7 protein-coding genes are annotated in these 7,206 nt (G+C 66.8%); 4 read left to right on the plus strand and 3 right to left on the minus strand.

Annotation, left to right across the window (positions count from 1 at the left end):
* On the minus strand, positions 1 to 195 hold a 195-nt coding region (locus ACIBX3_RS60955), incomplete at its 3' end, for a hypothetical protein (protein WP_397129985.1).
* 347 nt (positions 196 to 542) lie between these two features.
* On the opposite strand from ACIBX3_RS60955, the gene ACIBX3_RS60960 reads away from it, so the two are divergent.
* Together ACIBX3_RS60960 and ACIBX3_RS60965 are read left to right on the plus strand one after the other, a co-directional pair.
* On the plus strand, positions 543 to 842 hold the full coding sequence (locus tag ACIBX3_RS60960) for an ArsR/SmtB family transcription factor (RefSeq protein WP_397129986.1): 300 nt from the start codon (positions 543 to 545) through the stop codon (positions 840 to 842).
* 452 nt (positions 843 to 1,294) lie between these two features.
* On the plus strand, positions 1,295 to 3,127 hold the full coding sequence (locus tag ACIBX3_RS60965) for a rhamnogalacturonan lyase (protein ID WP_397129987.1): 1,833 nt from the start codon (positions 1,295 to 1,297) through the stop codon (positions 3,125 to 3,127).
* Positions 3,128 to 3,190: 63 nt separating this feature from the next.
* On the opposite strand, the gene ACIBX3_RS60970 is transcribed toward ACIBX3_RS60965, so the two are convergent.
* The gene (locus ACIBX3_RS60970) at positions 3,191 to 3,799 is read right to left on the minus strand and encodes an RNA-guided endonuclease InsQ/TnpB family protein (protein ID WP_397129990.1); all 609 of its coding nucleotides are present in this window, start codon (positions 3,797 to 3,799) and stop codon (positions 3,191 to 3,193) included.
* 447 nt (positions 3,800 to 4,246) lie between these two features.
* Positions 4,247 to 4,939 (minus strand): TetR/AcrR family transcriptional regulator, encoded by a 693-nt coding sequence (locus ACIBX3_RS60975; RefSeq protein WP_397129988.1) that lies wholly within the window; start codon positions 4,937 to 4,939, stop codon positions 4,247 to 4,249.
* Positions 4,940 to 5,035: 96 nt separating this feature from the next.
* On the opposite strand from ACIBX3_RS60975, the gene ACIBX3_RS60980 reads away from it, so the two are divergent.
* Together ACIBX3_RS60980 and ACIBX3_RS60985 are read left to right on the plus strand one after the other, a co-directional pair.
* A complete protein-coding gene (locus ACIBX3_RS60980; RefSeq protein WP_397129989.1) occupies positions 5,036 to 6,304 on the plus strand; it encodes an MFS transporter in 1,269 nt (422 codons plus the stop codon).
* A 5-nt stretch (positions 6,305 to 6,309) separates the two neighbouring features.
* Positions 6,310 to 7,095 (plus strand): NADP-dependent oxidoreductase, encoded by a 786-nt coding sequence (locus tag ACIBX3_RS60985; protein ID WP_397129991.1) that lies wholly within the window; start codon positions 6,310 to 6,312, stop codon positions 7,093 to 7,095.
* The last annotated feature ends 111 nt before the right edge of the window (positions 7,096 to 7,206 follow it).

Genomic DNA, 7,206 nt, shown 5'->3' on the forward strand with positions numbered 1-7,206 from the left:
GGTCGGGACGTCCTTGCGCCCGGCCTGACGAGCCGCCTCTACCCGGGCCTTCCACTTCTCGTTTCCGAGCAGCCAATCGAAAGACTCGGTCTGCACGGCGAGAAGGTCAGGAACTTCGAGAGGCTCCTGGATACGCGCGAAAGAGACGCGATGGGGACCAGCGGGTACGGCGGAGGCGTTGCGCGAGGCTGCCAACAGATGTCCTTCCGAGGGCTCGCGGTGGACTGACTACACGCACGCCAGGCAACCTCGCAACGTGAACAAGCATCGCGGATCGCCTAAAAGATAGCGTGGAAGAATGAGCGTACTCGCTCTAATTCAATTTGTCCACGCTCACGCCGACCACATCATCCCGGTCGCATTTACAGAATGCCGTACACCGCCCCTGCTTGTCAATTCCCAAGCGCCACCCGTCAGGGATTCCACCTGGCGCTCGGGTTGATGTTGCCGGTCCAGTCGAAGGTGGCCATGTTGTCCCCCTGGTTGCCGGTGCCGTTCATGCCGGCCGGATTTCAGCCGTTTCTCCCTGGACGGCGTACCGGGTGGGCTCCCAGGAGAAGACTCCCCACGCCGTCGCATCGTACGGATTCGCCCGGACGCCCGAGAGCCTGGGCACGTCGCTCGGACCGGCCCGAGCGGGGGTTCTCATCCTCCTCGAAACCCCGAAGACCTCGACACAGCTGGTGGCCATGGCCGGGCATGGCCGGGGATCGGCGGGCCGGCACCTGAAGATCATGCTCGACGCCGGCCTGATCCAGCGACGACGCGCCGGGCGATCCGTGTTCTGCTACCGGGCGGACGCCGGGGAGGTCCTCGTAAAGGCCGCTTGCCGATGGCGGTGATGCCGGCCAGGGCGTCGACCGCAGCGCGGACCGCCGGCAGGGCAGGTCAGGGCTGATCTCGGCGCCCAGGATGCCGGCGTCGTCGACATCCACCGGCAGGCGGCCATCTGCAGGCCATCTCGGCGAGGCCGGCGAATCGCGCGAACAAACCGGACGCACGATAGGCGCCTTGTCCGCGCCAGAACCTTGATACCGGCGTCAAGACAACGCATGGGCGGCCACGCTTGCGGCACAGGAGTACGGACGCTTTAATACGCCGAGATCCGGCTCCAGCATCCCCATGACCGACGAGGAGACCAGATGACCGTCCCCGCAGCTCCGTACCTCATTCCTGCCGCTCCCTTTGCCGGCCCCATGACGTTAGCGCTAACACTCGTCCGCCCGCCCCCATGAAACTTTCTTTTTCGCCCATCGGGAAAGCGCTTACCATCCTCTGCCGAAAGGATCCCGCAATGCGGTTACGAAAGGCCGGCGCGGCCGCCGTCCTCGCCCTCACAGCGACCATGACCACCACCGGCGCCCCCGCCCACGCCGCCCCACCCACCAAGCAGATGGAGGACCTGGACCGCGGACTGATCAGCGTACGATCCGGATCCGGCAACCTCGTCTCATGGCGCCTGCTCGGCACCGACCCCGACGGCGTCTCCTTCAACCTCTACCGGGGCTCCACCAGGATCGCCACCGGCCTCACCACCTCGACCAACCACCTCGACAACGGCGCCCCTGCCGACGCCTCCTACACCGTCAGAGCAGTCGTCGGCGGCGCCGAACAGCCCGCCTCCCCCGCCTCGCTCCGCTTCACCGGCGGCTCCTACCTCGACGTCCCGATCCAACCTCCCTCCGGCGGCACCACCCCGGACGGAGTCGCCTACACCTACAGCGCCAACGACGCCAGCGTCGGCGACCTCGACGGCGACGGCCAGTACGAGATCATCCTCAAATGGGACCCGTCCAACGCCAAGGACAACTCCCAATCCGGCTACACCGGCAACGTCTACATCGACGCCTACCGGCTCAACGGCACCCGCCTGTGGCGTATCGATCTCGGCCGCAACATCCGCGCCGGCGCCCATTACACCCAGTTCCAGGTCTACGACTACGACGGCGACGGCCGCGCCGAGATCGCGATGAAGACCGCCGACGCCACCAGAGACGGCGCAGGCACCGTGATCGGCAACGCGAACGCCGACCACCGCAACTCCAGCGGCTATATCCTGACCGGCCCCGAATACCTCACCATGTTCAACGGCCTCACCGGCGCCGCCATGTCCACGGTCGCCTACGACCCGCCCCGCGGCACCGTCTCCTCTTGGGGCGACAACTACGGCAACCGCGTGGACCGCTTCCTCGCCGGAACCGCGTACCTGGACGGCGAACGGCCCTCCCTCATCATGGCCCGCGGCTACTACACCCGCTCCGTGATCGCCGCCTGGGACTTCCGCAACGGCACACTCACCAGACGCTGGACGTTCGACAGCAACTCGGCCGGCTCCCAATGGACCGGCCAGGGCAGCCACAGCCTGTCCGTCGGCGACGTCGACGCCGACGGCCGCGACGAAATCGTCTACGGAGCCATGGCCGTCAATGACAACGGCACCGGCATGTGGGCCACCCGCACCGGCCACGGCGACGCCCAGCACCTCGGCGACCTCGACCCCGCCCGCGCCGGCCTGGAGTACTTCAAGGTCAGCGAGTCCTCCTCCCAGCCCTCCTCCCTCTACATCGACCCCCGCAACGGCCAGATCCTGTGGTCCACCCCCGCCTCCGGCGACAACGGCCGCGGCGTCGCCGCAGACATCTCCACCGTCAGGATCGCCGCCGAATTCTGGTCCGCCGCCGACGCCAACCTCCGCAGCGTCACCGGCAACACCGCCGGCCGCAAACCCTCCTCGATCAACTTCCTGGCCTGGTGGGACGCCGACCCCCTCAGGGAACTGCTCGACCAGACCAGGATCGACAAGTACGGCACCAACGGCGACACCCGGCTGCTGACCGCCTCGGGCGTGCACTCCAACAACGGCACCAAGGCCACCCCGTCACTGTCGGGCGACCTGTTCGGCGACTGGCGCGAGGAGGTCATCTGGCCCACCACCGACAACCGCGCCCTGCGCATCCACGCCACGACCACCCCGACCGACCGGCGCATCCATACGCTGATGCACGACCCCCTCTATCGCGTGTCCATCGCCTGGCAGAACACCGCCTACAACCAACCGCCGCACACCAGCTTCTTCATCGGCGACCGCATGCCCACCCCACCCAGGCCGGACATCTATGTGCGTTGACCTCCTCCCCGGCGTAAACTCCGGGGACTCCCCCACGTCACCGCAGGAGCCTTACTGCTTCCTCTACCCCGCTTGAGCGCCGTAGCTTTCGGACTGTGCCAGGGTCGGAATTGCCTCGCCTGGTCTTACCCGCCCTCCACAGTCGTTTCCAGTGTCCGCCAGCCCGGCGGCCACTTGCTGCTCACGACCGATCTCGCTGCCGATCTCGCTGCCGGTCCCCGTGTCGGCGCCTGACAGGGTGCGCAGCCGGATCCCCTCCGCGAGGAGGTTCAACGCCGCCGCGACATCCCGGTCGTGATGCTCTCCGCACTGCCGGCAGTCCCACTCCCGGTCCGCCAAGGTCAGCTCGGTGTTGACCCACCCGCAGCACGGACAGGTCTTAGTGGAGGCAAACCAGCGGCTCACCTTGGTGACGGCCCGCCCGTAGCGGGCACCCTTGTCCTCCACCATGCGAATGAAGGTCCCCCACCCGGCGTCGTGCACGCTTTTGGCCAGTGGTCCGCGTGACAGGGCCCGCACCGCCAACGATTCCAGGGTGATCGTTTGGTTCTCACGGATCACCCGGGTCGTGCTCTGGTGCAGGAAGTCCCGGCGCGCGTCGGTGACCTTGGCGTGCTGGCGGGCAACCGGCCGGCGGCAAGCCTGGGAAGAAGCGGCAGGCCCTGTCTTCAGTCGATGGTCTGCGGTGCTGCGACTTTGGGATGAGCCGTGTCCTTGACCGAGAACGTCGACCTGGACACCAAAGGCGCTTCACGTTCGCGGTCCTGGCCGCAGCCGCCGAATACGAACTGGAGCTACGCGCCGAACGCCAGGCCGAAGGATCAGCGCCGCCAAGCGCCGCGAGACCTCCTGGCGCCATGCTGCCCGGCAAGCGCAGCACTCGCGCGACGCTGACCAGCAGCTATCCAATCCGGATCCCGTTTCTGCCCGTCCGCGCCCCTAGCAAGATCGTTCTCGTCGATAACGGCTGTCCGCCGGTTCCTCAACCCCGTCCCTGATCGAGGCGGCCGGGCTGGAGGTCTGGCTGGTCAACTCCCAACACAAAATGGGACGACAGGACGACGGGGAAGCGGACAGCGCCAGGAGGTCCAACAGTCTTCAGTTCAAGCTGTGACGGGTTCAGCTCCGTCGGCGTGAGCTGCACTGCTCAGGCCGACCGGCCCAGCGAGCTTCCACGAGGTCGGAAGAGGGAGGTTCACCCGGCAGGGCGGTTTGGGGCGCACGATGGAGACCGTCGAGGGCGACGGCGATGATGCGGCGGCGCGCGTCCTGTGCGTCGGCCAGGAGGCCCGTCCTGCCTTGCAGGCGGAGTTGCTCAAGGAGCGGCGATCTGCCGAGCTGCTCGATGAGCAGGATGATGTCGACGGCGGTTGCGTCCGGGCGTAGGACACCGGCTTGATGCGCGCGCTGGATCATGTCCTGGAAGGCAGTGTCGGCTCGCTGGGATGTCTCGTCCGGTTCCGGGGCGCCGTCGATTTCGTCGGCCAGCGGGGCCAGGGTGCCCTGGCCGAACTCAACGCATTCGATGATGAAGCCCGCCAAACCCTGCCATGGATCCGGGTCTGCGAGGGCGCGTTCGGCCGCGTTGGCCCACTGTTCGTTGGAGTGGTTGAGCAGCGCGCGGAACAGATCGTCCTTGCTGCTGTATCGACGGTAGAGGCTGCCGACACCGACGCCGGCTTCATCGGCGATCGCCGCGACAGTCGCGTGGCGGCCATCGCGCGCGAAGACGCGTCGCGCTGCTTCGAGGAGCGCGCGATCGTTACGCGTCACTTCAGCCTGTCGTGCCTCGCGATGTCTGGACGAGCCCATGAGGCCATCTTACGTAGTTGCGGATCGTTTTGCTCCGCGCTAACTTGCCTTGTGCGGAGCAAAACGATCCGCACAATGAGAAGGGGGAGGGAAACGATGAGTTCCCCCTGGCGCCTCAACGTCGCCCTGTTCGTGTCCGGTCAGACCATGTCCCTGTTCGGCTCGATGGTCGTGCAGTACGCGGTGATGTGGTGGGTGACGCTCCAGACCCGCTCCGGGCTGGCGATGGCCCTTTACGTTGTAGCAGCCTTCGCGCCGCAGGGCGTGGTGGCGCTGTTCGGAGGCGTACTCGCCGACCGGGTGAATCGCCGGGTGCTGGTGATGATCGCCGACGGTGGGATCGCCTTGGCGACCCTGGTGCTGGCGTTCTTGATGGCCAACGGGATCAACGACCTGTGGATCGTCCTGCTGGCCGTGGCCGTCCGCTCGGTCGGGGCCGGTATCCAGGCGCCTGCCGTACGAGCGATGATCCCGCAGATCGTGCCGGGCGAGCATCTGATGCGGGTGAACGGAATCTTCCACACCATCCAGTCCGCGATGGCGCTCCTTGCCCCGGCCGCCGCCGGCGCGATCTTCGCCGTCTCCGGCATCGTCCCTGTCTTCTTCCTCGACGTGATCACAGCACTGATCGGGATCGCGATGCTCGGGAAGGTCTCCGTCCCGGCGTTGCAGAGGGTGGCCGAGGCGAGCACCACGTATCGGCAGGATCTGGTCGAGGGGATGCGTTATCTGCGGACGCACCGGATCGTGCGCTGGCTGCTCAGCGTGTACGCGATCACCTTCCTGCTCACCGTCGCGCCCTCATACGTCACCCCGCTCATGGTCGCGCGCACGTTCGGCACCGAGGAGTGGCTGCTGACGGTCCTGGAGTTGGCCTTCAGCGCCGGCATGCTGCTCGGCGGCGTCCTGATGTCCACGGTGCTGGCCAAGCGCGGCCGGATAGGCCTGATCCTGGTCGCCACCTACGGCTTCGGGGCCGTCACGGTGGCGATGGGGTTGAGCACGAACGTGTGGGTGTTCTACGGTTTCATGTTCGCCTTCGGCTTGCTGGCACCGCTGTTGGGCGCCCCATTCACGACGCTGATCCAGGAGCGGGTCGAACCCGGCATGCACGGCCGCGTCTTCAGTTACGTCAGCATCGTCTCGGCGCTGGCCACACCGGTCAGCATGGTCGTGTTCGGCCCACTGGCCGATCTGGTCAGCGTGCAGGTCCTGCTGATCGCCGCCGGCCTGACGACCGTCGCCGTGATGGCGGTCGCGACCCGCCTGCCTGCCGGCCGCGCCACCATCGCCGCCACCCGGCCTCCGGCATCCCAGCGCGTCCTCGGAGACGAGGCCCCATCCCCGAAAGGGAGCATGAAGTGATCTCTATGAAAGCCGCGGCCTTGTCATCGTTCGGCGGGCCGGAAGTGCTGACCCTGATGGACGTGCCGATCCCACAGGCCGGCCCGGGACAGGTCCGCGTCCGGGTACGGTCGGCCGGGGTCAACCACTTCGACACGGGGATCAGGCAGGGCTGGGTGCCGCCTTCGGTCGACACCTCCTTCCCCGTGATCCCGGGCAACGAGTTCGCGGGGGTCATCGACCAGGTGGGCGAAGGTGTCACCGGCAACGCCACGGGCGACGAGGTCCTCGGATTCTGCACCTTGGGCGGATATGCGGAGTATGTGGTGGCTTCCCCGGAGCAGTTGGCGCGCAAGCCGGAGAACCTCCCCTGGGACATCGCCGGCGGATTCCCTACCAACGGCATTGGCGCACACCTGTGCCTGAGCGAAATGCGAGTGACGCGCGGGGACACCGTGCTGATCCACGCGGCCGCCGGAGCACTGGGCACTTTCGCGGTTCAACTGGCTCTGGCGTGGGGGGCCGTCACCGTCATCGGCACGGCCAGTGAGGCCAACCACGCCTACCTGCGCTCCATCGGCACGATCCCAGTAACCTACGGCGTGGATCTGAGCGACCAGGTCCGCGCCGTAGCGCCCGACGGCGTGGACGCCGTCATGGACAACGTCGGCGGCGATACCCTGCGCGCCTCAGTTGACCTGGTCAAGGACAAGAACCGCATCCGAACCATGATCGACGACGAGATCGCGGCGGAGCTCGGCATCCCGACCCTGACCCCGAAGCGGTCCTCCGAACAGCTAGTACTCCAGTGACACTTCGCGATCTTGAGCGTTGAGGTGGCATGAAGACGGCCACCACGTGATCATTCGGAGTTTGTGAAGACATCCCAAGATCGCGTGATGGCCGTGGCCGACACTTTAGAC

Origin of the sequence: Nonomuraea sp. NPDC049480 (genome assembly GCF_044465905.1) — a bacterium.
In the GTDB taxonomy this organism is placed as follows: Bacteria; Actinomycetota; Actinomycetes; order Streptosporangiales; family Streptosporangiaceae; genus Nonomuraea.

Coding starts and splice junctions, on each gene's coding strand:
- ACIBX3_RS60965 (WP_397129987.1), top strand. CDS start 1,295: ATGCGGTTACGAAAGGCCGGCGCGGCCGCCGTCCTCGCCCTCACAGCG.
- ACIBX3_RS60975 (WP_397129988.1), bottom strand. CDS start 4,939: ATGGGCTCGTCCAGACATCGCGAGGCACGACAGGCTGAAGTGACGCGT.
- ACIBX3_RS60980 (WP_397129989.1), top strand. CDS start 5,036: ATGAGTTCCCCCTGGCGCCTCAACGTCGCCCTGTTCGTGTCCGGTCAG.
- ACIBX3_RS60985 (WP_397129991.1), top strand. CDS start 6,310: ATGAAAGCCGCGGCCTTGTCATCGTTCGGCGGGCCGGAAGTGCTGACC.